This window comes from Planococcus sp. SE5232, from assembly GCF_050686535.1.
Lineage (GTDB): Bacteria > Bacillota > Bacilli > Bacillales_A > Planococcaceae > Planococcus.
In genome coordinates this window covers 831,802-858,001 of sequence record NZ_JBOGCP010000001.1, presented here as the reverse complement: position 1 = coordinate 858,001, position 26,200 = coordinate 831,802, and the positions used below count along the sequence as shown (strand labels likewise).

At 47.3% G+C, this 26,200-nt stretch carries 23 protein-coding genes; 1 reads left to right on the top strand and 22 read right to left on the bottom strand.

Annotation, left to right across the window (positions count from 1 at the left end):
• Positions 1 to 350: 350 nt before the first annotated feature.
• The 18 genes from wecB to ACRC6Q_RS04025 form a co-directional block, all read right to left on the bottom strand.
• Complete coding sequence (gene wecB, locus ACRC6Q_RS04110) at positions 351 to 1,469, bottom strand: non-hydrolyzing UDP-N-acetylglucosamine 2-epimerase (RefSeq protein ID WP_298824424.1); 1,119 nt, start codon at positions 1,467 to 1,469, stop codon at positions 351 to 353.
• Between the two features lie 19 nt (positions 1,470 to 1,488).
• On the bottom strand, positions 1,489 to 2,118 hold the full coding sequence (upp, locus tag ACRC6Q_RS04105) for a uracil phosphoribosyltransferase (RefSeq protein WP_223640321.1): 630 nt from the start codon (positions 2,116 to 2,118) through the stop codon (positions 1,489 to 1,491).
• 225 nt (positions 2,119 to 2,343) lie between these two features.
• Positions 2,344 to 4,518 (bottom strand): bifunctional diguanylate cyclase/phosphodiesterase, encoded by a 2,175-nt coding sequence (locus ACRC6Q_RS04100; protein WP_223640318.1) that lies wholly within the window; start codon positions 4,516 to 4,518, stop codon positions 2,344 to 2,346.
• A gap of 220 nt (positions 4,519 to 4,738) precedes the next feature.
• Entirely contained in the window at positions 4,739 to 5,974 is a 1,236-nt protein-coding gene (glyA, locus tag ACRC6Q_RS04095) for a serine hydroxymethyltransferase (protein ID WP_223640315.1), read from the bottom strand.
• Positions 5,961 to 6,545, bottom strand: a complete 585-nt coding sequence (locus tag ACRC6Q_RS04090) for a TIGR01440 family protein (protein ID WP_223640312.1) — start codon at positions 6,543 to 6,545, stop codon at positions 5,961 to 5,963. The genes glyA and ACRC6Q_RS04090 overlap by 14 nt, the downstream gene beginning before the upstream one ends.
• Before the next feature lie 12 nt (positions 6,546 to 6,557).
• Complete coding sequence (rpiB, locus tag ACRC6Q_RS04085) at positions 6,558 to 6,995, bottom strand: ribose 5-phosphate isomerase B (protein ID WP_191713552.1); 438 nt, start codon at positions 6,993 to 6,995, stop codon at positions 6,558 to 6,560.
• A gap of 151 nt (positions 6,996 to 7,146) precedes the next feature.
• Positions 7,147 to 7,575: a low molecular weight protein arginine phosphatase gene (locus ACRC6Q_RS04080; RefSeq protein WP_223640309.1), complete on the bottom strand. Its 429-nt coding sequence runs from the start codon at positions 7,573 to 7,575 to the stop codon at positions 7,147 to 7,149.
• 21 nt (positions 7,576 to 7,596) lie between these two features.
• Complete coding sequence (locus tag ACRC6Q_RS04075; RefSeq protein WP_431465861.1) at positions 7,597 to 8,589, bottom strand: L-threonylcarbamoyladenylate synthase; 993 nt, start codon at positions 8,587 to 8,589, stop codon at positions 7,597 to 7,599.
• Positions 8,590 to 8,679: 90 nt separating this feature from the next.
• On the bottom strand, positions 8,680 to 9,537 hold the full coding sequence (prmC, locus tag ACRC6Q_RS04070; protein WP_431465860.1) for a peptide chain release factor N(5)-glutamine methyltransferase: 858 nt from the start codon (positions 9,535 to 9,537) through the stop codon (positions 8,680 to 8,682).
• Positions 9,524 to 10,603, bottom strand: a complete 1,080-nt coding sequence (gene prfA / locus ACRC6Q_RS04065) for a peptide chain release factor 1 (RefSeq protein ID WP_223640300.1) — start codon at positions 10,601 to 10,603, stop codon at positions 9,524 to 9,526. The genes prmC and prfA overlap by 14 nt, the downstream gene beginning before the upstream one ends.
• A gap of 492 nt (positions 10,604 to 11,095) precedes the next feature.
• Complete coding sequence (locus ACRC6Q_RS04060; protein ID WP_215100529.1) at positions 11,096 to 11,686, bottom strand: thymidine kinase; 591 nt, start codon at positions 11,684 to 11,686, stop codon at positions 11,096 to 11,098.
• A 605-nt stretch (positions 11,687 to 12,291) separates the two neighbouring features.
• Positions 12,292 to 12,507 carry a 50S ribosomal protein L31 gene (rpmE, locus tag ACRC6Q_RS04055; protein WP_006829249.1) on the bottom strand — a complete coding sequence of 72 codons (216 nt, stop codon included), beginning with the start codon at positions 12,505 to 12,507 and terminating at the stop codon, positions 12,292 to 12,294.
• 150 nt (positions 12,508 to 12,657) lie between these two features.
• Positions 12,658 to 13,941 (bottom strand): transcription termination factor Rho, encoded by a 1,284-nt coding sequence (gene rho, locus ACRC6Q_RS04050; RefSeq protein WP_223640296.1) that lies wholly within the window; start codon positions 13,939 to 13,941, stop codon positions 12,658 to 12,660.
• 204 nt (positions 13,942 to 14,145) lie between these two features.
• On the bottom strand, positions 14,146 to 15,111 hold the full coding sequence (glpX, locus tag ACRC6Q_RS04045) for a class II fructose-bisphosphatase (RefSeq protein WP_223640293.1): 966 nt from the start codon (positions 15,109 to 15,111) through the stop codon (positions 14,146 to 14,148).
• A 75-nt stretch (positions 15,112 to 15,186) separates the two neighbouring features.
• Positions 15,187 to 16,485, bottom strand: a complete 1,299-nt coding sequence (locus ACRC6Q_RS04040; RefSeq protein ID WP_223640290.1) for a UDP-N-acetylglucosamine 1-carboxyvinyltransferase — start codon at positions 16,483 to 16,485, stop codon at positions 15,187 to 15,189.
• A gap of 133 nt (positions 16,486 to 16,618) precedes the next feature.
• Positions 16,619 to 17,281, bottom strand: a complete 663-nt coding sequence (fsa, locus tag ACRC6Q_RS04035) for a fructose-6-phosphate aldolase (RefSeq protein WP_223640287.1) — start codon at positions 17,279 to 17,281, stop codon at positions 16,619 to 16,621.
• A gap of 78 nt (positions 17,282 to 17,359) precedes the next feature.
• Entirely contained in the window at positions 17,360 to 18,217 is an 858-nt protein-coding gene (locus ACRC6Q_RS04030; protein ID WP_223640284.1) for a class II fructose-bisphosphate aldolase, read from the bottom strand.
• An 84-nt stretch (positions 18,218 to 18,301) separates the two neighbouring features.
• Positions 18,302 to 18,661: a response regulator gene (locus tag ACRC6Q_RS04025; RefSeq protein WP_223640281.1), complete on the bottom strand. Its 360-nt coding sequence runs from the start codon at positions 18,659 to 18,661 to the stop codon at positions 18,302 to 18,304.
• 48 nt (positions 18,662 to 18,709) lie between these two features.
• Here ACRC6Q_RS04025 and ACRC6Q_RS04020 point away from each other — a divergent pair, with 48 nt between their 5' ends.
• On the top strand, positions 18,710 to 19,195 hold the full coding sequence (locus ACRC6Q_RS04020) for a DUF2529 family protein (RefSeq protein ID WP_223640278.1): 486 nt from the start codon (positions 18,710 to 18,712) through the stop codon (positions 19,193 to 19,195).
• A 45-nt stretch (positions 19,196 to 19,240) separates the two neighbouring features.
• On the opposite strand, the gene ACRC6Q_RS04015 is transcribed toward ACRC6Q_RS04020, so the two are convergent.
• From ACRC6Q_RS04015 to icmF, 4 genes are all read right to left on the bottom strand, one after another.
• On the bottom strand, positions 19,241 to 20,839 hold the full coding sequence (locus ACRC6Q_RS04015; protein ID WP_223640274.1) for a CTP synthase: 1,599 nt from the start codon (positions 20,837 to 20,839) through the stop codon (positions 19,241 to 19,243).
• Positions 20,840 to 20,997: 158 nt separating this feature from the next.
• The gene (gene rpoE / locus ACRC6Q_RS04010; RefSeq protein ID WP_223640271.1) at positions 20,998 to 21,570 is read right to left on the bottom strand and encodes a DNA-directed RNA polymerase subunit delta; all 573 of its coding nucleotides are present in this window, start codon (positions 21,568 to 21,570) and stop codon (positions 20,998 to 21,000) included.
• A gap of 523 nt (positions 21,571 to 22,093) precedes the next feature.
• Complete coding sequence (locus tag ACRC6Q_RS04005) at positions 22,094 to 22,315, bottom strand: hypothetical protein (protein WP_223640268.1); 222 nt, start codon at positions 22,313 to 22,315, stop codon at positions 22,094 to 22,096.
• A 628-nt stretch (positions 22,316 to 22,943) separates the two neighbouring features.
• Positions 22,944 to 26,195, bottom strand: a complete 3,252-nt coding sequence (gene icmF / locus ACRC6Q_RS04000; protein ID WP_431465859.1) for a fused isobutyryl-CoA mutase/GTPase IcmF — start codon at positions 26,193 to 26,195, stop codon at positions 22,944 to 22,946.
• Between the last annotated feature and the right edge of the window lie 5 nt (positions 26,196 to 26,200).

The following is a 26,200-nucleotide window of genomic DNA, read 5'->3' as shown; positions in this document are numbered from 1 at the left end:
TCGGCGAAGTGGCGCTCTTTGCCACACAGCCGGATTGACTTATGACCCGAAGAGCTAGGCGCTTGCAACTGGACACCAGAAAAGCGGAATCGGCCGTTCAGCTCCGACAGGCGTAAGACGGAATTCCGAAGTGGCGCTTTTTGCCACACAGGAAGACCGGCTTACGACCCGAGGAGTTGGCCGATGAAGCTGGACAAAAGAAAAGTGAAAGTGCCTGTTCAGCTCTGACAGGGGTAAGACGCTCTGGCGAAGCGGTATGTTTTCAGCCGCACAGCCAGAGTGGCTTACATCCCGAAGAGCTAGGCGCTTGCAACTGGACACCAGAAAAGCGGAATCGGCCGTTCAGCCAATCACAGTTTCGAAAAATACACATGCAGTGCTTCGACGATCCGCGCCGAAGCTTTGCCGTCTCCGTATGGATTGGATGCTTGGGACATCGCTTTATAAGCGTCTTCATCCGTCAGCAATTCTTTAGCCATTCCATAAATCGTCTCTTCGTCTGTTCCAGCCAGCTTCAAGGTTCCTGCGCTGATTCCTTCAGGGCGTTCAGTGGTATCTCGCAAAACCAGTACCGGCTTGCCAAGTGAAGGCGCTTCTTCTTGAATCCCGCCCGAATCGGTCAGGATAAAGAATGAGCGGGCTGCAAAGTTATGGAAGTCCAGAACTTCCAGCGGCTCAATCAAATGGATGCGCGGATCACGGCCCAATACTTCATCCGCCACTTCACGCACAGCTGGATTCATATGTACCGGATAGACCACTTGAATATCATCGTGTTCTTCAATCAGGCGTTTGATGGCACGGAACATATTGCGCATCGGCTGTCCAAGATTTTCACGGCGGTGTGCAGTCAAAAGAATCATGCGGTCCGTGCCGATCTTCTCAAGGATTGGGTGCGTATAGGTTTCGCGCACTGTTGTTTGAAGTGCGTCGATGGCTGTATTGCCGGTGATGTAGATCGTTTCTTCCTTTTTGTTTTCATCGAGAAGGTTCTGAGCTGATTTTTCAGTTGGTGAAAAATGAATATCGGCCATGACACCCGTCAGCTGACGGTTCATTTCTTCCGGATACGGCGAATATTTATTGTGCGTACGCAAGCCCGCCTCAACATGGCCAACGGCAACCTGATTATAGAAGGCAGCAAGGCTGGCAGCGAAAGTTGTCGTCGTATCGCCATGTACCAGGACAATATCCGGTTTCGCTTCTTTCATGACTGCATCAAGACCCTGCATGGCGCGCATCGTTACATCGGTCAATGTCTGGCGTTCCTTCATGATGTTCAAATCGAAGTCAGGCGTGATTTGGAATGTCTCCAGCACCTGGTCCAGCATTTCTCTGTGCTGCGCTGTCACTGTCACCAATGGTTCGATGGTGTCAGGATGTTTTTGAAGTTCCAGAACAAGCGGCGCCATTTTGATGGCTTCTGGCCGCGTACCAAATATCGTCATTACTTTCCATTTTTTCGTCAAGCTGATATACCCCGCTCTCTTATTTTGTTCCGAATAACCGGTCACCAGCATCTCCAAGACCTGGGACGATGTATCCTTTTTCATTTAATTTTTCATCGAGTGCCGCAATGTAGATATCCACATCAGGATGCGCTTCTTGAAGAGCTTCTACACCTTCAGGAGCTGCAATGATGCACATGAAACGAATTTTCGTAGCCCCACGTTTCTTCATGGAGTTGACTGCTTCGATCGCTGATCCGCCTGTCGCCAGCATTGGATCCACAACGATGAAATCCCGCTCCTGAACATCGGAAGGCAATTTCAAATAGTATTCAACCGGCTGCAATGTGACCGGGTCACGATATAAACCGATGTGTCCGACTTTAGCAGCTGGAATCAATTTTAGAATTCCATCCACCATGCCGATGCCTGCACGTAAAATCGGCACGACGCCTAATTTCTTTCCTGCAAGGACTTTTGATTTTGCTAGCTGGACCGGCGTCTCCACTTCGATTTCCTCCAACGGCAAGTCGCGTGTAATTTCGAACGCCATCAATGTAGCGATTTCGTCGACCAATTCACGGAACTCTTTCGTACCTGTCGATTTATCACGGATGTACGTCAGTTTATGCTGAATCAGCGGATGATCAAAAACGTATACTTTTCCCACGGCCTATCTCTCCTTTTCACACATTATCTTAAATAGTATAACAGAAAATCATTGGCTCAAGTTGCCAGATCCCGCTTTGCTATTATTCAGTTATTTTCACCCATGGTTTATTTACCCATAAGAAAAAACCGGGAAATATTGCCCCGGTTTTCCGCAAAATCTCTATAACTCTTTTCTAGTTGTTCCAATTCAAGCAATGTTCCGGTTGCCGGCACTTCAGATGCCCTATAACAAGAAAGCTTCGCTGAGCGGCATAGGCTTGTAGAACAGATACCCCTGCCCCACTTTACAGCCGAGCCTCAACAGGGTTTGGCGGTCTTTTTCCGTTTCCACACCTTCAGCAACTGCACGCATGTCCAAATTTTCCGCCAGCTGGATGATAGTTCGGATGATAGCCAATGTTCCCGGTTCCCCCATATTGGAAATGAAGGACCGGTCAATTTTCAGTTCCTCGACAGGCAGCTTCTGCAGATAGCTGAGCGACGAGTAACCAGTCCCGAAATCATCAATCGAAGTCGTGAAGCCGCAATGTTTCAGGTGCTTGAATACTTTATTGGCCGTTTCAATATCCACAAAGCCGATACGCTCCGTAATCTCCAATTGAATCCATTGTGGATCAATGCCATATTCAGCAGTCATGTCCATCAAATGTGGAACGAATGAATGATGGAAGAAATGATCTGCAGATATATTGATGGCCACTTGGCGAATCTGCAGCCCATGCTCAACTCTTTTTTTCAGCCATTCCAGCACCTGCTTCAAAACGCTTTGTTCCAACAAACGGATTTTGCCATTTTTTTCAGCAGCAGGGATAAAGACATCCGGCGGGATGGTGCCGAGATCCGGCGACGTCCAGCGAGCCAGCGCTTCAAAGCTCAGAATCTCGCCGGTTTTCAAATCAACTTTCGGCTGCAGGTGAACCCCCACCTCATTGCGTCTGATCGCTGCTGTCAATTCATTGGCCACGCGCAGATCCTTCATCATGAATTCGTCATATTCACTTTCAAAATAGCAGATGGACTCACCAGTACGGAGCTTTGCCTGGGATAATGCACTGTCGGCACAGCGGATTATCTCTTCGGAGTCAACCTGATGAGGCGTTACGATGGCAACGCCCATTTTCAAGGTCAGGAACAATTCCATATCACCGACTGCAACAGGTTCGACCAACCCTTGCAGAAGATGTTCCAGGTAATCCGGGATTTTTGTGAAAGGTGTCATGCTGTACATAGCCAATGTAGAGTCTGAGAACCGGGCAATTAAATTATCCGAGGAATTCTGCGCCAGCATCATCCGCTTGCCAATTTCACGCATAATGGTATCTCCGGCACTATGGCCATATTGATCGACCACTTTGACATATTCGTCTGTGGACACGAATGCCACAAACCCTTCCTTGCCTTCCTTCAGCATTTCCATCATTTCATTTCTGAAATAATTGCGATTGGGCAAGTCCGTATTTTCATCGGTATAGGCCAGTCGAAGAACCTCTTCATGTTGGCGGGAGTATTTGATCGCGAGTGAAGCAATCGAAGCAACTTCCTCCATGAAAGCCAAATCTTTTTCATGCGGTGACAGTGCTGCAGGAAAGTACATGCCGAATGTGCCGATTGGCATTCCTTCAACGCTGTAGATCGGAATTGACCAGCTTGACACCAAGTTATAGTTTTCCACCAATTGCTGGTGATTTCGCCATAGATAGTCCGTAGTCATGTCCTCGACAACCACCGGCTGCTGCCGATGGAAAGCCGCTCCGCATGTTCCGATATCTTCTTCAACCAGCAGTCCGTTGATTGCTTCCTGAAAACTCTTTGGCATGGAACTGGCCGCACCGATTTTATAAAGTTCTGTGTCGTCAATCAATAACACCGTACATTTTGCCCCATCAATAAAGAATGATTCGGCAGTAGTACAGACATTCTGCAGCAGCATGCTGAGCATATAGCCCTTTTCGATTCCATTATAGGTCTCTTTTTGAAGTTTAATCAAAGCTTCTGCACGTTTGCGGTCGGTGATGTCATGTTGCAGCATCAACGTGAATTTGAAATTCTTCTCCGGAAATGACAAGGGCTGGACAGTGATCTCATTCCAAAAAGGCGTGCCGTTTTTCCGGTAGTTTACGATTTCGACAATACCGCTTTCGCCCGCTTCCACGCAGCAACGTATTTTTTCACTTGCTTCTTCAGACGTTTTTTCACCATGCAGGAAACGCCCATTGCGTCCCAGAGTTTCTTTTTCGTTATAACCGATCATTTTGTAGAAGGCGTCATTAGCATAGACGACAGGCTGATCTTCCATTTCCGAATTCACAATCAAAAATGAGGTATGGAATTCAACACCCAGACGGCGCAGCCACTCCATGATCACCTTTTTATCTCTCTTCAATTCATGCGTGTGCATACGACGCGTCCCCCCTGTAAACAGCTCTATGTATAGATTAAAAGCAATACATCCATTCTTCCCCGACGCTTCGGCCGATAGGACCTACCGAAATCTTATTAACTGAAATAATTGTATGTAATAGGTATTATTCCTGATTTAGGCAATACGCAAACAAACTTCCCCATTTATTTATGGAAAAAATAAAGCTGCCAAGCATTAACCCGGCAGCTGTATGAACTTATTTATATAAAGGATGCGCAGCAGTCAATTTGGCTGTACGTTCTGCAGCATCTTTTTTCACTGATTCGTCTTCCGGGTTTTTCAGAAGCATTGCCATGATTGAAGCAATTTCTTTCATGTCCGCTTCTTTAAAGCCACGAGATGTGACGGCAGCTGTTCCAAGACGGACGCCGGAAGTGACAAATGGGCTTTCCGGGTCGAAAGGAATGGTATTTTTGTTTGTCGTAATACCGACTTCATCCAGTACATGTTCTGCAACTTTGCCTGTCAGATTCAACGAGCGAAGATCCAGCAACAGTAAGTGATTGTCTGTTCCGCCTGAAACGATATCCACGCCTTCAGCGATTAAGCCTTCAGCAAGTGCATGGGCGTTTTTCACGACTTGTTCAATATAGGTTTTGAATTCCGGCTGCAACGCTTCACCGAATGCCACAGCTTTGGCTGCGATTACGTGCATAAGTGGGCCGCCTTGAATTCCAGGAAAAATGGTTTTATCGATTTTTTTCGCAAATTCCTCATTGCAGAGAATCAACCCGCCGCGTGGTCCGCGAAGTGTCTTATGCGTAGTCGATGTAACAAAATGGGCATGAGGGACAGGGTTAGGATGAGCTCCAGTAGCGACCAGACCGGCAATGTGTGCCATGTCGACCATCAGGTATGCTCCGACTTCGTCAGCGATTTCACGGAATTTAGCGAAATCCAATTTGCGCGAATAAGCACTTGCTCCAGCAACGATCATTTTCGGTTTGTGTTCCAATGCTGCCTGGCGAACTGCTTCATAATCGACCAATTGTTCTTCTTCTGTAACGCCGTACTCAACAAAATTATACTGCATGCCGCTGAAATTCACTTTACTGCCATGTGTTAAGTGGCCGCCATGATTAAGGTTCATCCCAAGGATTGTATCGCCTTTTTCCAAAACTGCTGTATAGACTGCCATATTGGCCTGTGATCCGGAATGCGGTTGAACGTTCGCATGGTCGCCGCCAAAAATTTCCTTCAGGCGGTCGCGGGCAATGTTTTCAACAACGTCCACAAATTCGCAGCCTCCGTAATAGCGTTTGCCCGGATAGCCTTCTGCGTATTTGTTGGTCAATACTGATCCTTGTGCATCCATTACGGCTTGTGAGACAAAGTTTTCAGAAGCGATCAATTCGATATTCGCTTCCTGTCTTCCTTTTTCTGCGTTCATCGCTTCATATACTGCTGGGTCTTGCGACTTAATCAATTCCATCTGTATATCCCTCCCGTGATTGAACAAGCTCACGATCATAGCTCGCACGTTCACCGCCGATCAATTTCGGCCGTGTTGTTGCAGCTGCTACAATCGCTTCACCTACTAGTTTAACAGAAGTTCGGAGAGGAACGGCAACTCTTTTCAAATGCATACCGATCATCGTTTGTCCAATGTCGATTCCTGCATGAGCCTGAATCTCTTCCACTACAACTGGATCGGCCATATTGCTGAATGCATAGGCACTCATCGAACCGCCCGCTTTTGCAACCGGAATAACCGAAACAGGTTCCCAGCCATATTTGATGGCTGCCTGCCGCTCCACCGTCAATGCACGGTTGATATGCTCACAACCTTGAAATGCCAAAAACAAGTGATGGCGTGACGCGAATTTCTCCAAAGGTTCAAACAGACTTTCGGCAATATCCAATCCGCCGCCTGTTCCAATCCTTTTTCCTGCTACCTCTGATGTCGAACAGCCGACTACAAACACTTGGCCTTTCCTGAACTCGATCTGCTGCTCCAATTCACTTAAAACCTCTTCAAGTTGCAATTGCCATAAAGTTTGCATGCCGACTCCTCCTTATTTTTCGAGGTCAGTAATTTTTTGGATCCGCTTGCCGTGTCTGCCGCCTTCAAATTCCTCTGTCAGCCAAGTTTGGGCGATTTCACGTGCAAGCCCTGGGCCAATGACGCGCTCACCCATTGCTAAAATATTTGAATCGTTGTGCCCTCTGGTCGCTTTTGCACTGAACACATCATGGACAAGTGCACAACGGATTCCTTTGACTTTATTCGCAGAAATGGACATGCCGATGCCGGTGCCGCAAATCAGAATACCGCGATCAAATTCTCCGCTCGCTACGCGATCAGCCACCGGCTTTGCATAATCCGGATAGTCGACCGAATCGTCTGTATGTGGTCCAAAATCCTGATATTCGATACCAATTTCGTTCATTAGGTTAACGATTTCTTTACGCAGGTTATTGCCGCCGTGATCTGATGAAATTGCCACTCTCATGATATACCCTCTTTTCTTGAAATCAAATTTATTGTTCAGCAAAAGCGCCAATGTCGAATTATGCGAATTTCGATTACGCTTTTAATCAATTCTAACATTTTTACGCAAAAAAGACAGGCACAGCCTCGAAAGGCCTGCCTGTCTTTTTCATTCAGTTGACTTTATCGATTAATTTATCAATCAAATGCTTAAGTTCCTGGAAAGTCTGCTCGTAAAGTGCCAGTGGCCCGCCATAGGGATCACTGATATCTTCTGTCGAGCCTTCCGTAAATTCCTTCAGCGTATAGAGCTTTGTCGCCACTTCAGGATATGCCTGCATAAGCGTCACTTTATGGGAGGAAGTCATGGTTAAAATCAGTTCGGCCCATTGCATATCTTCCACATCAAGCGGCTTTGAGATGTGCGCAAAAGAAATTTGCTGCTGCTCCAGTACAGCTTGGGCATTTTTAGAGAGAGGCGCGACTCCGGCATAAATACCGGCAGAACGAGCTTCGATTTCCGGCAGGTTCCGGGCTGACAAGATGGCTTCAGCCATCGGACTTCGGCATGTATTGCCTGTACAGACAAAAAGAATTCTCATACAGCATCTCCTTTCAGCGATTCAGCTGAACCACTTATGGTCCGCCGCTTTTTCGAGTCTGTTCATCAAGGCATCATTCTCCTGCAATCCGGGTTCAACCGATGCCAAAATCAAATCAGCATCCGTTGAATCACATTTCCGCAAACTGGCATACAGGCTTTCCATCGACAGTGGAAAATTGAAATCAGCTGCAGGGTACTCGGTTTTGCTGAGAACAGCAACCGTTTTTCCTTTTTCCTGAATGTAGTCAATTGCTTTTTCAATCAATCCCTCTTCGTTTTCAATTAAATATAAAGGGGCAGTTGGTGCATAATGCATGTATTTCATTCCCGGTGATTTTGGAACATTGTTTTTGTTTCCGGACGAGGTTCGAACTGTTCCAATCACTCCTTCGATCTGCTCTTTCGAGACTTTCCCAGGACGCAAAATGACAGGCGGTTCGCAGGTCGTATCCAAAACTGTGGACTCAATGCCGATTTCCGTAGCGCCACCGTCCAGGATCAGCGGAATTCTGCCTTCCATATCATGATAGACATGCTCAGCCAAAGTCGGACTGGGCTTGCCGCTGGTGTTGGCACTCGGAGCAGCCAAAGGCAATTGAAGCTTGCGCAACAAACTTAAGGCAACCGGATGATTCGGCACACGGATGCCGACCGTTTCAAGGTCGGCAGTAACGTTTTTTGCGAATGCTCCCGGTCTCTCCTGCATGATCAGCGTTAATGCACCAGGCCAGAAAGCATCCATACATTGCAGCGCTTTCGGAGAAACTTCCTGTACATACTCCAGTGCCGTCTCTTTCGAATCAACGTGGACAATCAATGGATTATCCGCTGGCCGTCCTTTTGCTTCAAAAATTCTGCCTACAGCCTCCGCATTGGTGGCATCTGCGCCCAACCCATAAACGGTTTCAGTCGGAAAAGCGACAACTTCACCGGAAAGGAGGATTTCCACAGCCTGTGCATAACTTTCTTCTTCGTCCACATTATTATCCACAAAAATAATTTCCGTTTTCACATGAACAACTCCTATTTTTAAAGGTTTTTCACCTTTCTATCCACAATCAGTGGATAAACTCCACCGAATTGTGGGTATTTTGTGCATAAGTTAGTCTATTAACGCAAAAACCATTCGATCGTTTTTGTTGATATCTTTTTTACTATAGACTAAAGCATCCGGAAAAGCGTCTTTCAGCATTTTTTCAACTGCTTTTCCCTGTTGATAACCTATTTCGAAACCGATGATGCCTGGTTTATTGAGCATCTTCGGAAATTGCTTCGCCATCTTTTCATAAAGAGCCAAGCCTTCATTGTCGGCAAACAACGCATGATGCGGTTCGAAATCGCGGACACTGTCCGACAATCCAGGGGCTTCAGCATAAGCGATGTACGGCGGATTGGACAATAGTACATCCCATTTTTCGCCTTCAATCGGTTCAGCCAGATCCCCCAGCCGAAAATCGATGTCGGCATTTAAACGTTCAGCATTTTTCGCTGCCATATCCAGTGCCTTTTGTGAAATATCCGTCGCTACAACCTGTGCATCAGGCAATTCACATTTCAGCGTAATCGCGATAATGCCACTGCCCGTTCCAATATCGGCGATTGCCAGTTCTTTTTTCGATAGATGGCGATCAATCAGCTGCAGTGTTTCTTCTATTAACTCTTCTGTTTCCGGACGCGGAATCAATACATCCGAATTCACCAGAAAGTTTCTTCCGTAGAACTCTTCGCTTCCCGTCAAATGCTGGACTGGAATTCCTTTGGCATGCGATTCGATATTCGCCCAAAACCTTTCAAATTGCTGTTCACTGATTTCATCACGCATCGAAGAAATCAAACTCGAATACGACAGGCCCATTTCATGTTGAAGAAGAATGCGTGCCGCTCCTTCTTCGCGACCGTTCTCCTGTAAATAAGAAGAAGCCCTCTTGAGGGCCTCATAAACATACTTAAGCTTGGTCATTGTTCAGGCTTTCCATGCGCGCAGACTGCTCTTCCACAATCAAGGCATCGATGATTTCATCCATTTTCCCCTGCAAAATCTGGTCCAATTTCTGGATCGTTAAGCCAATGCGGTGATCTGTAACACGGTTTTGAGGGAAGTTATAAGTCCGGATCCGTTCAGAACGGTCACCTGTTCCAACTGCGGATTTGCGGACTGCGTCGTATTCAGCTTGTGCTTCCTGCTGGAATTTTTCATAGACGCGGGCACGCAATACTTTCATCGCACTCGCTTTGTTTTTGATCTGTGATTTTTCATCCTGGCAGGTTACCACTGTATTCGTCGGAAGATGCGTCAGGCGGACAGCTGACATCGTCGTGTTGACCGATTGTCCACCAGCTCCGGAAGATGCATAGGTATCTGTGCGGATGTCGTTTTCATGTATATCAACTTCCACTTCTTCAACTTCCGGCAAACACGCCACCGTTGCAGTAGAGGTATGAATCCGGCCGCCCGATTCCGTTTCCGGAACCCGCTGTACGCGATGTGCGCCATTTTCGTATTTCAATTTTGAATAAGCGCCTTTTCCTGTAACCATAAAGACGATTTCCTTGAATCCGCCAAGGCCGGTCGGGTTTGAATCCATGACTTGGACTTTCCAGCCATTAGATTCGGCAAAACGTGTATACATGCGGTATAGGTCACCAGCAAACAAAGCCGCTTCGTCTCCGCCCGCTGCTCCACGAATTTCCATGATTACGTTCTTGTCGTCGTTTGGATCTTTTGGAATCAACAATTTGTGAAGGCGCTCTTCAACTACAGTAATCTGCCCTTCCAATTCATTGACTTCTTCTTTGACCATTTCGCGCATATCCGCATCCATCTTATCATCGAACATGGCTTTCGCTTCTGCCAATTGCGCAGTCAACTCTTTGTATTCGCGGTAAGTTTCGACTGTTTCCTGAAGGTCGGATTGTTCTTTGGAGTATTCGCGAAGTTTATTATTGTCGCTGATGATATCCGGGTCGCTCAATAATTCATTTAAACGGTCATATCTATCTTCCACTGATTGTAAACGATCAAACATGGGTGTCACCTCGAGTTCTATTTTTTTGTTGTTGTTGATTTGAAATTCCGCAAACCAGCTCCGCTTTCCTACGGGCTTGCGCCGAACTAACTCGGGCTATACGCCCGAGTGGATTTCGGCACTTCGCTATCCCGTGGGAGTCTCCACTGGTTTGCTCCATATCTTAATAAATGACGTTAATAATCAAAATCTTCACTAATGATTTAATGATAAGTCTACTGTAATTTTTAAATGGAGTTTCACTTTACATAATTGTTCACATGACTCTTAGAAGGAAGAGCGGAAGTTGGCGAAGGGCAAAGATCTGCTCCTGCATCGCTACGCTAGCTTCGTTGCAAACGAGTCAGGCACAGCCTGACTCGCTTCCTGCGGAAATAGCGCGAGCTGGAGCCACTGGACTGAGCACAGCGAGGGAAGCGGCAGAGGCCGTACCCGCGGAAAGCGTCCGCCTGTAGCAATTTCTTCAAAACCATCTCAATATTTATACTCTATTCACTTAACGGTAACGCCTGCCGGTACTTCGTGGTGATGGCGGCAGCGTGGTTCGTAGGCTTCTGATGCACCTACCAGGATTGTCGGGTCATCCGATCCTGCAGGCTTTCCGTCGATCAGTCGCTGGGTGCGGCTTGCGGGAGAACCGCAAACGGTGCAGACAGCTTGAAGTTTCGTCACTTGTTCGGCGATTGCCAATAATGCCGGCATCGGGCCGAACGGGCGGCCTCTGAAATCCTGGTCCAGCCCTGCCACGATTACCCGGAAACCATGATTTGCAAGCTTCTGGACATTTTCGATGATGTCTTCATCAAAAAATTGGGCTTCATCTATGGCAATGACATCAAATTCATCGGTAATGTACTCCCACATTTCGGTTGAACGGGAAATCGGCAGGGCAATCACAGTTGCACCATTATGGGAAACGACCGCTTCTTTGCTGTAACGGTCGTCGATTTTCGGTTTAAAGACAGCGATTTTTTGTTTGGCGAATTGGGAACGACGGACACGGCGGATCAATTCTTCTGATTTCCCGGAAAACATGCTGCCGCAGATCAATTCGACCCATCCAGTTTGTTTCATGACATACATAGGTGAGACCCCTTTCGAACTCTTGGTTGTTTTTTCATGCACGAATGTTTATAGAAATATGAAGCCCTTCCTAATTATATAAATTGAACTCAACTAACTATAGTAGCCGATATTCCGCAAAACAGCTCCGAAGACATTAGCCGTAGCTTGCGAGGACAATGTCTTTGCGACGTAGTGCGCAGCACGAAGGAGCACGGTTTTTAAAGCTACGCTATCGATAGGGATATAGCATAGCTGTTTTGCTCCATATCTCTAGAGATTTCTTTAACGCCGGCGCGGCACAGGAGCAGGCGAATGCCGAGCGGAGCAATAAGACGAGTGGTCTTCTCGGCTTATTGTGGGAGCCAATGAGGGACCAGGCATTCCTGGGACCTCATTGGCGACGAGCTTGCGCAGGAGCAATCGTCTTTGCTCTACCCAAAGCGCCGAAGCGGCTTATTTACGAGGATTCTTTAGTTCAACTTATATAGATGAAGTTTTTCTTTATCATACCAAAAATCATGCGATTGCTTGCTGTTTTTTGAAATATGTAAGGTGTTTTTCAGATAGAAGGCGAAAAAAAAATACCCGCCAGGCGTTTTCGCGCTAGGCAGGTATATTTTTATTTACTCGTTGATTTCTTCTTTTAGGCCGTATTTCTTGTTGAAACGATCTACGCGGCCATCTGCTGATGCGAATTTCTGACGTCCAGTGTAGAATGGATGACATTCAGAGCAAAGCTCAACGCTGATGTTTTCTTTTACAGAACCAGTTGTGAAAGAGTTCCCACATGAGCAAGTTACTGTAGCTTGTTTGTAATCTGGATGAATACCTGTTTTCATTGTAATTTTCTCCTCTCGCCCTGAACCATCTGGAACAGAGTTTACTCTATTTTACTATTGCCTTACACGGTTCTTCAGACCGTATATGCAATAGCTTTGCTTTGATTCACTCTCATAATCATAACAAATCCCCGTACCATTTGCAAGCAATTAAATCATCTTCTTATTGCTTCGGTGGGTCTTCATTTCCGTAGCCAATTGTTCAAAGAATTCTTCATTGGTATCCGTTTGGTTCATTTTTTTCAGGAAACGTTCGCCGAAGTCATGTGAATCCGAGAAGGTTTTCCGGATGGACCAAAGCTTTTCAAGCTGCTTCGGTTCGATCAGCAATTCCTCTTTGCGTGTTCCGGAACGGCGAATATCAAGTGCAGGGAAAATACGGCGCTCAGCCAAAGAACGGTCAAGATGCAATTCCATATTGCCTGTCCCTTTAAATTCCTCGTAAATGACTTCATCCATACGTGATCCGGTCTCTACTAAAGCTGTCGCTAAAATAGTCAAACTGCCGCCTTCTTCGATATTGCGGGCAGCTCCGAAAAAGCGTTTCGGCCGGTGGAAAGCTGCTGGGTCTATCCCTCCAGATAGTGTACGGCCACTTGGCGGAATAACCAAATTATATGCTCGTGCCAGACGCGTGATGGAATCCATCAAAATGACAACATCACGTTTGTGTTCAACAAGGCGCATCGCGCGTTCAAGAACCAATTCAGCAACCTTAACATGATTTTCAGGCACTTCATCGAAAGTTGACGACACGACATCGGCATCCACGGAACGCTCGATATCCGTCACTTCTTCCGGACGCTCATCAATCAACAGCACAATCAATTCCGCTTCCGGATGATTGGTCGTAATCGAATTGGCGATTTCTTTCAGCAGCATCGTTTTCCCTGCTTTCGGCGGTGCCACGATCAAACCGCGCTGGCCAAATCCGACAGGCGCAACCAAATCCATAATGCGCGTCGATAAATGCGCAGGTGTCGTTTCCAGGCGGATATGGCGGTCTGGATAAAGCGGCGTCAGCCCTGGGAAATGGACGCGTTCTTTTGCCACTTCCGGATCTTCGCCGTTTACCGCTTCCACTTGAAGCAAGCCGAAATAACGTTCGTTTTCTTTCGGCGGACGCACTTTCCCGGATACTTTATCGCCATTTCTCAAATCAAAACGGCGGATTTGGGAAGCGGAGATATAGATGTCCTGTGAACTCGGTGAATAGTTGATCGGACGCAGGAAACCAAAACCCTCCGATTGAATAATCTCCAAAACACCTTCCATAAAGAAGAAACCTTCCTGTTCCGCACGTGTTTTCAAAATCGCAAAAATCAGTTCCTTTTTGGTCAGCTTGCTGTAATTGCTCAGTTTGTATTCTTTTGCTAAATTATAAAGTTCTTTTAATGTCATGTTCTCCAATGCGGAGATCGTTATCGTTGCCATGTATCGGACACCACTCTTATTCGTATTATTTTTTGTAGATAAGTTGAATGAATGCAATAAATTTTCGCGGACTCGGGCTAAGCGATATGCAAAAAAAATTTTTTGATTCAACTTATAAGATTTGAGGATCAGCAGTGAATGATTGAGAAGATCGTAAAGAAGAAGTCCGGCAAGTTGCCGGACTCATTTTATGAAGTAGGATCGTTAATCGTTCATTACAAGATTCGGCTTTTTCTGCAGGCTGTGACGCCCTTCGATAAAGCGGATGGTTCCGGATTTCGCACGCATGACCAATGTATGGCTTTCGGCGAAACCGCCTTTCAGCTGGACGCCTTTTAATAGTTCGCCGTCTGTGACGCCTGTTGCCGCAAAAATGGCATCATCGCCTTTGACTAGGTCATCCATCATCAGGACTTTACTTACGTCAAGGCCCATATCGATGCAGCGCTGCGCTTCTTCTTCGTTCTGTGGAACCAGTTTCCCCTGGATCTCGCCGCCCAGGCATTTTAAGCCGACTGCAGCGATGACACCCTCGGGTGCTCCACCAGTTCCGAATAGGATGTCGACACCAGTTTGATCGAATGCAGTATTGATTGCACCGGCAACATCGCCGTCATCAATCAATTTGATGCGGGCTCCCGCTGCACGGATCTGATCAATGATCTCCTGGTGGCGAGGACGGTTCATAATGGTGGCCACGACGTCTTCGATGTTCTTGTTCTTGGCTTTCGCCACTGCACGAAGGTTGTCGATGACTGGCGCGTTGATGTCGATTTTGCCCACTGATTCCGGCCCAACCGCTATTTTCTCCATATACATATCAGGAGCATTCAGAAGGTTGCCGCGATCTGCAATCGCCAAAACTGCCAAAGCATTCCAGCCGCCTGCAGCGACAATATTTGTTCCTTCTAAAGGATCTACTGCAACGTCCACTTCCGGACCATTGCCAGTCCCCAGTTCTTCACCGATATACAGCATAGGAGCTTCATCCATCTCACCTTCACCGATGACGACAACACCACGCATCGGAATGGTATCAAATACCGTTCTCATTGCAGTGGTCGCTGCATCATCCGCTTCAATCTTCATGCCGCGGCCCATCCATTTTGAAGCAGCAATTGCTGCCGCTTCAGTGATACGCACTAATTCCATCGATAGACTTCGTTCCATACTATCAGTTCCTCCCGTTCAGCTATAACGCTATGTCTTCATTATTGTAGCACATATTTTTACGCTAAAAGAGAGTCAATTCGCGTCTTGGCTAAGGTCGGACTTCATGCTTGCCACCGGATCGATGGTCTCTCTCCGGATATCAGCGCCGAGGCCCTGCAGTTTTTCGATGATGGACGAATAGCCCCGTTCAATATGATAGATTTCACGGATTTCCGTTTCGCCTTCCGCCAATAATCCTGCAATGACCAATGCCGCTCCTGCCCGCAAGTCGGATGCAACGACAGTTGCCGATGTCAGCGGAGTCGGACCGGTAATAATCGCCGCTCTTCCTTCCACCCGCCCGCTCGCATTCATCCGGCGAAGTTCGTCGATATGCTTGAAGCGTGCCGAGTAGATGGTATCTGTAATCATCGAAGCTCCTTGGGCCTGAGTCATCAGCACAGAGAACGGCTGTTGAAGATCTGTCGCAAAGCCTGGATAGACCAGGGTTTTTACATCGATTGCATGCAAATCAACGGATTTTGGAATATAAATCGATTCTTCGCCTTCCTGAACATCAACGCCCATTTCACGCAATTTGGCAGTCAATGCTTCCATATGGAAAGGAATCACGTTATCGATCGTGACGCCATCCCCTATAGCAGCAGCCATAATCATGAAAGTTCCGGCTTCGATGCGGTCAGGAATGATCGTATGATTGGTGCCGTGCAATTCTTCCACGCCATCGATACGGATGACATTTGTTCCGGCTCCTTTGATTTTCGCGCCCATATTGGTCAATAAAGTCGCTACATCAATAATTTCCGGTTCTTTTGCCGCATTTTCAATCGTCGTCTGCCCTTTAGCCATTACAGCTGCGAGCATAATGTTTATTGTTGCGCCGACACTGACAACATCCAGGTAAATTTTAGCTCCACGAAGTTCATCTGCACGCAAATAAATGGCGCCATGTTCGTTCGTCACTTTTGCGCCTAACGCTTCAAAGCCTTTGATGTGCTGATCGATTGGACGGGGGCCTAAGAAACAGCCGCCCGGCAAGCCGATTGCTGCATGCTTGAAGCGGCCCAGCATCGCACCCATCATGTAGTAGGAGGCACGAAGCTTTTTCACATTGCCGTTCGGCAAAGGCATATCAATCATTTTTGTCGGATCGATATTCATCGTTCCGTCTTCGAATGTTACTTCTCCGCCGATTTCTTCCAAAATACTCTTCAGTGTCCAAGCGTCGGAAATTCCCGGCAATCCCTCAATCGTTACTGGCGAATTCGCCAAAATCGATGCAGGAATCAAGGCTACTGCACTATTTTTAGCGCCATTGACTTTAATTGTTCCGGAAAGGCGTTTGCCGCCCTTTATTTTATAAACATCCATTAAATTTCTCCTTTTTCTCCCTTTCGGACAGTTCGTTTCGTCCGAAAAGTTCCATTGCTTCGGCCTTTGGACTAGATGCCGATCACAATTTTAGTCTATCCCGCTTTTCAAACGGGGAAATCCACTGTTCTCTTTATTTTACGCCGTCTTCCACTGAACGTTTTTCCCAGTCAGCCAGGAATGCTTCGATTCCTTGATCTGTCAGCGGGTGTTTAAACATCTGGTGCATAACTTTAATCGGCATAGTGGCAATATGTGCACCATTCAAAGCAGCTTCTGTAACGTGCTGCGGGTGACGGATTGAAGCAGCGATGATTTCTGAAGAAATGTCATGGATGGCGAAAATCTCTGCGATTGTTGCGATCAAGTCCATTCCGTTATGTCCGATATCGTCAAGGCGTCCAAGGAACGGTGATACGTAAGACGCCCCTGCACGTGCTGCAAGCAATGCTTGGTTGGCACTGAAAATCAATGTGACATTGACTTTTTTGCCTTCTGAAGCAAGAACCGAGCAAGCTTTCAAACCGTCTGGAGTCATCGGCAATTTAACCGTAATATTCGGAGCAAGGTCTGCAAGTTCACGGCCTTCTTTAATCATGCCTTCTGCATCAAGTGAGATGACTTCGCCACTGATTGAACCGTCAACAAGTGCAGCGATTTCTTTCAGGCGGTCATGGAATGAAACATTCTTTTCTTTTGCAACCAATGATGGGTTGGTTGTAACACCCGATAGGATACCCCAGGCATGTGCTTCTTTAATTTCGTCAAAGTTTGCTGTGTCGATGAAAAATTTCATGGTTTTTTTCCTCCAGTATGACGGGAAAAAGAGAAGGCGCCTTGTGGACACTTCTCTCCCATCTTTTTTTGTCTCTTATTATGCTTTTCCTGAACTTCCAAATTCACGCATTTTGCCGATTACCGTCTTTTTGATTGCGTCGCGGGCTGGTCCCAGGTATTTGCGGGGATCATAGACATCCGGATCGCTGTTCAATTTGTCGCGGACTGCTTGAGCCGATGTAATCTGGCTTTCCGTGTTGACATTGATTTTCGATGTGCCAAGTGAAACAGAACGTTGAATATCCTTTAAAGGAATGCCTGTTCCGCCGTGCAATACAAGCGGCACGTCACACTGCTGAGAAATTTCTTCCATTTCTTCGAAGCCTAAATTCGGTTCTCCTTTATAAGGACCGTGGACCGAACCTAGAGCAGGGGCCAGGCAATCGATTCCGGTTTGTTCAACCATCTGTTTGCATTCCTGAGGATCTGCATAAATCACGCCATCTGCAATGATGTCATCTTCCTGTCCACCGACAGTTCCTAATTCCGCTTCAACGGAAACATTGTGCTTCCGTGCATATTCTACGACTTGTTTCGTGATTTCAATGTTTTCTTCAAAAGGATGATGGGAGGCGTCGATCATAACTGAAGTGAATCCAGCATCAATCGCTTCCTTACATTTTTCAAAGCTTGAACCGTGATCCAAATGAATCGCCACGGGAACGGTAATTTTATAATCATGCATCAATCCTTTGACAATATTAACAACTGTCGTAAATCCACCCATGTAACGGGCTGCACCTTCAGAAACTCCGCAAATGACGGGAGAATTCTCTTCTTGTGCGGCTTGAAGAATAGCTTGTGTGAACTCCAAGTTGTTTAAATTGAATTGACCGATTGCATATCCTTCTTGTTTTCCTTTTATCATCATTTCTTTCATTGAAACCAATGGCATTTAGAATTCCTCCTCAGCAATGTTTAAAGCGAATATCCTTTATACTATATCAAAAACCCAGTACTTACGCTACTTCTTCGTTGTTTACTCTTCTAATAACTGCTTAACGGCGTCACGCACTTCGAAGACATCAAAAGGCTTAGTGAAATAACGTTCCGCTCCCCAGTTCATGGATTCCTTAATGAGGTCAAGTTCACCGTAAGCCGTCATCATGATGACATGAACAGCCGACTGGTTTTTCTTCAAGCGCTTAAGGATCTCAATGCCATCCATACCGGGGATTTTCATATCCAACAGCACCAGATCCGGACAAACTTCCTGCACTTTTTCAAGTGCTTCTTTTCCGCTTCCCGCTGTAATCGCGTGGTATCCTTCTTTGCTGAATACTTCTTTCAACAACAGCCGGATTCCTGGCTGGTCATCGACAATTAAAATGGTTTTCAAGAAGAACCACTCCTTTATCTGCTATACTTTTTTCACGAGGTGAGTTTTATGGATCCATTAACTGCACAATTGACCCGATTGTTTGAGCGCCTGTCCAATCAGCAGCCTGCCATTGACGGCATTGCCGGTGTTTTGGCACAGGCCGCCGTTGCGGAAGGGACCATCTTCATCGCAGCCTTTGGTGAAATGAAAGCTGTGGTTGCCGCAGCATTGCATAGCGAAGTGCCGTTGATTGCTGCAGCCGAGTGGTCGCCGGCAAGCATCGTCACCAGTACCGACCGCGTCTGGATTCTGGCACCGAATAATGAGGGGGATGAACTTGCCGGGAGGTTAGCAGACGCCGGCATTCCATTCGCGTTTGTCGCATCCCATTCAGACGAAAGTGAATTGGCTGACGTCTTCCTTCCCTTAAGCAGCCACGAAGGCACCCTGTTACAGGACGACGGCTTGCCCCTGTTAGTTCCACACGCCATGGCCGCGCTCTATCTTTATTATGCGGTCAAGCAACAGATTGACCAACTTTTGAATGAATAAATTTATGCAAAAAGCCTTCCCATTTTCAGGGAAGGCTTTTGCCATTTATTTATTGGCAATGGATGCTTTTACAAATTCACGGAACAATGGCTGCGGACGGTTCGGTCGTGAAATGAACTCCGGGTGGAATTGGCATGCCACGAACCATGGGTGGTCAGCAACTTCAATAATTTCCACCAGGCGGCCATCCGGGCTGGTGCCTGTAAATTTGAATCCGGCATTCTCGAAAGCTTCACGGTATTCATTGTTGAACTCGTAACGGTGGCGATGTCTTTCGTAAACCAATTCTTCTCCATAAGCCTCATGCGCTTTCGAACCTTTTTCAAGTTTCGCCGGATACAAGCCAAGACGAAGTGTTCCGCCCAAGTCTTCGATGTCTTTTTGTTCAGGCAATAAATCAATGACTGGGTATGGTGTTTTAGCGTTCAATTCAGAAGAATGTGCGCCTTCCAGGTTCATGGTGTTGCGGCCGAATTCGACAGATGCCAATTGCATGCCCAGGCAAATACCGAAGAACGGTACATTGTTTTCGCGTGCGAATTGAGTAGCCGCGATTTTCCCTTCAACTCCACGGTCGCCGAAACCACCTGGAACCAGGATCCCATCACAATCTTTCAATTTTTCTGCAACATTGTCGGCATTGATGTGTTCAGCGTTGATCCAATCCACTTCGATTTCAGAATCAAATGCGAAACCAGCATGCTTCAAGGCTTCCACTACAGAAATATAAGCATCCTGCAATTCTACATATTTTCCGACAAGGCCGATGCGTACGCTGTTTTTAAGCGATTTTACTTTATCGACCAGCGTATTCCATTCCGTCATGTTCGCTTCAGGCGCTTCGATCCCGAAATGATCAAGGACGATTTGGTCCATATGCTGCTCCTGAAGGCGAAGCGGCATTTCGTAGATCACGTCAACATCGCGTGATTCGATTACTTCTTCCGGCTTAATGTCGCAGAACAATGCAATCTTGTCCTTCATGTCCTGTGGCACTGGGTGTTCTGTACGCACGACGATCAGGTTTGGCTGAATGCCGAGGCTGCGAAGTTCTTTTACACTATGCTGTGTCGGTTTTGTTTTCATTTCCTTAGCTGCTCCAAGATACGGAATCAAGGTACAGTGGACGTACATCACTTCATCGCGCCCAAGATCAGAACGCATTTGGCGAATTGCTTCGAGGAATGGCAATGATTCGATATCGCCTACGGTTCCGCCGATTTCCGTGATGACTACGTCCGCTTTCGCTGTTTTGGCAGCGCGCAATAGACGGTCTTTGATTTCGTTTGTGATATGTGGAATAACTTGAACCGTTCCGCCCAAGTAATCGCCGCGGCGTTCTTTTTGAATAACGGTCGAGTAGACTTTCCCGGTTGTTACGTTTGAGTATTTGTTTAAATTAATATCGATGAAACGTTCGTAATGGCCAAGATCCAAATCTGTTTCTGCGCCGTCATCTGTCACGAAAACTTCTCCGTGCTGATACGGACTCATTGTTCCAGGGTCGATATTGATGTACGGATCGAATTTTTGAATCGTTACATTCAACCCTCTGTTTTTCAATAAACGCCCTAACGATGCGGCTACAATCCCTTTACCTAGTGATGATACAACCCCACCGGTTACAAATATATACTTCGTCATGCCTGCTTCCTCCTCGAATGGTAAAAATAAAAAGCGCTCCACCTGCTGCATATGCAGGGGGAGCGCGTAAACTGTACGAATCATCTCTCCTATTTTAAGGAGCCCAGTAAAATCTTATCCAGTCTAGCCTCATAAGTCAAGGTGAAAAAATGTTCAGATTACTTCAAGTCATCTTCTTCATCGTCGTCCTCGTCGTCGTCTTCATCATCGATGATGTTGCCGTCAAGGTCTTCAACCAGAACGTCAACGTCTTCTTCGTCGTCGTCATCCGCATCGAAATCCAGAACTTCCACTTCCACCGGTGATTTAACCACTTCATCCTCGTCATCATCGTCATCGTCGTCTTCACCGAAGTCCTCAAACTCCAATTCATCTTCCAATGCCAATTCGTCCAAATCGTCAAAGCCTTCATCGTCAGCCACTTTGGCTTTCTTTTTACGTGCTTTAACAGTCGGTGCCGACTCTTCTTCAATCTGTTCAACCGGATACCATTCGCGAAGGCCCCAGCGGTTTTCGCCCAAAATCAAAAAGCGGCCGTCAATATTCAGGTCAGTATAGAACTGCACAAGACGATCTTTCATTTCTTCTTTAGACAAATTCAGCAATTTTTCAATTTCCGCAACCAATTCTGCGTAAGTTCTTGTTTCGTGTGTTTCTTCCAGCATTGCATATGTCAAGTCAACGAATGACTCTTCTATCAGTTCTTCTTTAGATAATTCACGAATTTTCATTCCGTGCACGTCCCTTCTTCTTTCGTAACTTAATTCATTATATACAAACTACCTAGTCTCCGCTACCGTGTTTTCTTTTTTCTCGGATCTATTTGTCTCCATCCAAAATAAAACAAATAGAGCGCCAGAATCATAAATGGAATTGATCCCAAAGCTTTATTGTACAGGAAGAAAATCAGTATGACACAGATTGTGATGATTATGTAGTGGATAGCTTTGCGCATAGGATCCATCCTTCTTGGTTTCTGCGGTGCGTATTCTTCTATTATACAGAAAAAGAGCAGGGATATCGAATTGGCGTGTATAGTGAGGGATTGTTACGGGTTAACTTTTTGGAAATATTTTCTTTTATAAATAAGATACTAGATTTAATTTCTTTTTATCATATTTCCTTTTCCGTTTTCCTGCTGTTTGTGCGTATTTTTTCTTGAGCGTGCATATTTTTTTCTGAGCATGCGTATTTCCTGCTGAACGTGCATAACCTACTTAAAATCAACGAAAATCCAGTGTCTCAGCCTGCAAGTTAGATCTCTCTTTTCTTTTTCTTCTCAAAAAAGGTGATAAACCCGTCTTTTGACGGGTTTTCGCCTTCTTTCGTACTTTCATCCATCTGGCTCTTAGGTCTTAACTCAGCCGAACGACCATAAATTTTTTTGAGCGCCCATAAATTCCCGTGAACGACCACAAATCTGTTTGAACGCCCACAAATTCCTCTGAGCGCCCATAAATCTTTCTGAACGCCCACAAATTAAATCCATCTCGCTTTTTCGCCAAAAAAAGTAAGCGAAATCCGTTGGAAGACGGATTCCGCTTACTTTTATCGTGTTTTATACAGTTTTTCTTTATCCAAACCTTGATTTCGTGGGCGGATCCGCTTTTCCTTGTCCAGCTCCACCAGCCTGCTCCTCGGGTCGTAAGCTGCCTTGGCTGTGCGGCTGAAAACACGCCGCTTCGCCAAACCCTCTTACGCCTATCGGAGCAAAACGGCTGCTTCCGCTTTTCCTTGTCCAGCTCCACCAGCCTGATCCTCGGGTCGTAAGCTGCCTTGGCTGTGCGGCTGAAAACACGCCGCTTCGCCAAACCCTCTTACGCCTATCGGAGCAAAACGGCTGCTTCCGCTTTTCCTTGTCCAGCTCCACCAGCCTGATCCTCGGGTCGTAAGCTGCCTTGGCTGTGCGGCTGAAAACACGCCGCTTCGCCAAACCCTCTTACGCCTATCGGAGCAAAACGGCTGCTTCCGCTTTTCCTTGTCCAGCTCCTCCGCCCAGCCCCTCGGGGTCTTAAGTCAACTCGGCTGTGCGGCTGAAAACACGCCGCTTCGCCAAGTCGCCTTAAGCCTGTCGGGGCTTTCATGGGCGGATCCACTTTTCCCACTACATATTCCGTCTATACTGCCCGCCGACTTCGTACAAGGCTGTTGTGATTTGGCCGAGGCTTGCGACTTTTACAGTTTCCATCAGCTCTTCGAAGATGTTGCCGCCGGTCTTGGCTGCCTGCTTGAGGCGCTCCAAGGCTTCGGTTGAGTCGTTGCGTTCCTGGAAGGCGCGCAGGTTGTTGATTTGTGTTTCTTTTTCTTCCACTGTGGCGCGGGCGATTTCCATCGCGTTGATGTCGTCGTCCGATTGCGGATTCGGGTTCAGGTAAGTGTTGACGCCAATGATCGGCAATTCGCCTGTATGTTTCTTCATTTCGTAATGCATGGACTCTTCCTGGATTTTGCCGCGCTGGTATTGTGTTTCCATCGCGCCCAGGACGCCTCCGCGGTCGTTGATGCGGTCAAACTCAGTCAGCACCGCTTCTTCCACCAATTGTGTCATTTCTTCAATGATGAACGCGCCTTGCAGCGGGTTCTCGTTTTTCGACAGGCCATGCTCTTTGGTGATGATCATCTGGATCGCCATTGCGCGGCGGACCGATTCTTCCGTTGGCGTCGTGATCGCTTCATCATAGGCATTGGTGTGCAGCGAGTTGCAGTTGTCCTGCAGCGCCATCAAGGCCTGCAATGTCGTGCGGATATCGTTGAAGTCGATTTCCTGCGCGTGAAGGCTGCGCCCTGAAGTCTGGACATGGTATTTCAGTTTCTGGCTGCGTTCATTGGCGCCATATTTATCGCGCATGACGACTGCCCAGATGCGGCGTGCTACACGTCCGATGACGGTATATTCCGGATCCAGCCCGTTCGAGAAGAAGAACGACAGGTTCGGCGCAAAGTCATCGATGTTCATGCCGCGGCTCAAATAATATTCCACGTACGTGAAACCGTTGGACAGCGTAAACGCCAATTGGGAAATCGGATTCGCGCCGGCTTCGGCAATGTGGTAGCCCGAAATCGATACAGAGTAATAGTTGCGGACTTTGTGGTCGATAAAGTATTGCTGGATATCACCCATCATGCGAAGCGCAAACTCGGTCGAGAAGATGCAGGTGTTCTGCCCTTGGTCTTCTTTCAGGATATCGGCTTGCACGGTTCCGCGCACAACTTGCAGCGTGCTTTCACGGACTTCCGTGAACTCTTCGACCGTCAATGTGCGACCCAGCTTTTCTTCGTTCAACTTGACCTGCTGATCGATGGCTGTGTTCATGAACATCGCCAAAATGATCGGCGCCGGTCCGTTGATCGTCATGGAGACGGATGTCGATGGTGCACACAGGTCGAACCCTGCGTACAGCTTCTTCATATCATCAAGCGTACAGATCGACACGCCCGACTCTCCGACTTTTCCGTAAATGTCCGGACGGTGATCCGGGTCTTCGCCATAAAGCGTTACCGAGTCAAATGCTGTCGACAAACGTTTTGCATCATCATCTTTCGATAAATAATGGAAGCGGCGATTGGTGCGTTCCGGTGTTCCTTCGCCGGCAAACTGGCGCTTTGGATCTTCTCCAGCCCGTTTGAACGGGAATACCCCTGCTGTATAAGGGAATGAACCCGGAACGTTCTCGGCATAGACCCACGACAGGATTTCGCCGTAATCGACGAATTTCGGCAATACGACGCGCGGCACTTTGATGCCTGACAGGCTTTCTGTACGCAGGATCGTACGGATTTCCTTGTCGCGGACCGATGTGACGAATTCGTCGCCAGCATACATTTCCTTCAATGCATCCCAGTTCGCGAGAATGCGTTTGGATTCAGCAGTCAGTTCATCACGGACGCCGTCAGCCAGCGATTCGAGCGAAGCGACCAATGCATCATCCGGCGCTTTTTCTTTTACCGCTTCGATGGCGCCTTCCAATTGGAACAGGCGGCGCGCAAAGGCGGATTGTTCTTTAGCTTTAGCATGATAGCCGCGGACTGTGTCCGTCAGCTCGCGCAAATAATAGCGGCGGTCATTTGGAATGATCAGATTCTCTTTCTGGGTTTTGACGAATTTATCGTAATCCGTTTCCCAGTCGGTTCCGACTTTTTCATTGACCGTAGCCACTAATGCAGCAAACAGGGAATTGGTCCCTTTATCATTGAACTGGCTGGCGATTGTCCCGTAGACCGGCATTTCGTCCAGGTCTTTGTCCCACAGCAGGTGGCTGCGCTGATACTGCTTCTGCACTTGGCGAAGCGCATCCTGCGAACCGCTGCGTTCGAATTTATTGATGACAATCAAATCGGCATAATCGATCATATCGATTTTCTCAAGCTGTGAAGGCGCACCGAATTCGCTGGTCATGACGTACATGGAAATGTCCGAGAAATTAGCGATTTCCGCATCTCCCTGGCCAATTCCGCTCGTTTCAACGATGATTAAGTCAAAGTCGGCCGCTTTCACGACATCCAACACGTCGCCAATGGCCCCAGACAACTCAGAGCGTGAACCACGCGTTGCCAGACTTCTCATAAAGACGCGTTTGTTGAAGATGGCGTTCATGCGAATCCGGTCACCAAGAAGTGCACCGCCCGTTTTTTGCTTGGTCGGGTCTATTGAAAGAATCGCGATTTTCTTGTCCGGCAGTTCAGACAGGAAGCGGCGAATCAATTCATCCGTCAATGAACTTTTACCGGCTCCGCCTGTTCCTGTGATGCCAAGAACCGGCGTGTTTTTCGTCTGTTCCCGAACCGCTCTCAACAAATCGTCGGTATCGGTATCGCGCGTGTGGGCTTCTTCCGCTGCTGTGATGACGTGGGCCAACACAACCGGCTCATCGGCTGACAGGTTTTCAACCTTCACATCCGGTTTCGCCGTCGAGAAATCACATTCTTCCACAATTTCCGTAATCATGCCCTGGAGGCCTTTTTTGCGGCCGTCTTCCGGCGAGAAAATACCGGCAATGCCGTATTCTTCAAGCTCTTTGATTTCGCGCGGCAAAATAACGCCTCCGCCTCCGCCGTAAATGCGGATCTGCGAAGCGCCTTTTTCCTGAAGCAAGTCGTGCATATACTTGAAGTATTCCATGTGGCCGCCCTGATAGGACGAAATGCAGATCCCCTGGACATCTTCCTGGATCGCGGCATTGACCACTTCTTCAACCGAACGGTTATGGCCCAAGTGAATTACTTCGGCACCGCTCGCCTGCAGAATCCGGCGCATGATGTTGATGGACGCGTCATGGCCGTCAAACAGACTGGAAGCTGTGACAAAGCGGATATGGTTTTTTGGCTGATAGGTTTTCGTTTCTTCGATTGTAGCCATTATGA